The sequence below is a fragment of the Nocardioides malaquae genome (genome assembly GCF_015070385.1).
In the GTDB taxonomy this organism is placed as follows: Bacteria; Actinomycetota; Actinomycetes; order Propionibacteriales; family Nocardioidaceae; genus Nocardioides; species Nocardioides malaquae.
The window spans coordinates 1-511 of sequence record NZ_JADCSA010000073.1 but is presented as its reverse complement, the minus strand read 5'-3'; the positions used below and the strand labels follow the sequence as shown (position 1 = coordinate 511).

General features: G+C 41.5%; 1 protein-coding gene. It reads left to right on the top strand.

Translation table 11 applies throughout. The features are described 5' to 3' along the window. The coding region (locus tag IEQ44_RS17120; RefSeq protein ID WP_227487609.1) for a hypothetical protein at window positions 1-224 on the top strand (224 nt) is incomplete at its 5' end. Window positions 225-511: the final 287 nt, after the last annotated feature.

Below are 511 nucleotides of genomic sequence, written 5' to 3'. Positions count from 1 at the left end.
AGCTCTCAGGAATGATAAAATACACCGTAACACAAAGGCCTCAAGTGTCTTATTGCAATTCTAAAACGGTTACAATATGGATACAACATGAATCAAATCATAAACATCTCCATTCCATAACAAAGCAGAAAAAGGATTTGAGAGTAAATCAAGCGCTCCCTTCTCTGGTTCAGCTTCACTACACTGTGGAAAGAAGTATCGCACCTGTGTTTGATATCAACTGATTAGAGGTGTGCCTTTATAGTGTGTTTTAGGCACTGGTCTGATCAGCAACCAGCCAATCAGAATCAAGTATTGGAAGGCACCGTTTTAGAATGTGAACTATTCTACTTTTGGGATCGGCTATGAATGTACTGTATTTGCAGTTCATTACTGTGTGTCTTTAATGGGGTGTCTATGTGCTGCAGTCCGATTTTGCCGCTTCGGGGACACTAAATAAACTAACCTTGAATCTGCCGTGCTCTAAAACAGCACCTCTACCCCTGAGCCACTGCTGTCCCAGAATTAAAGG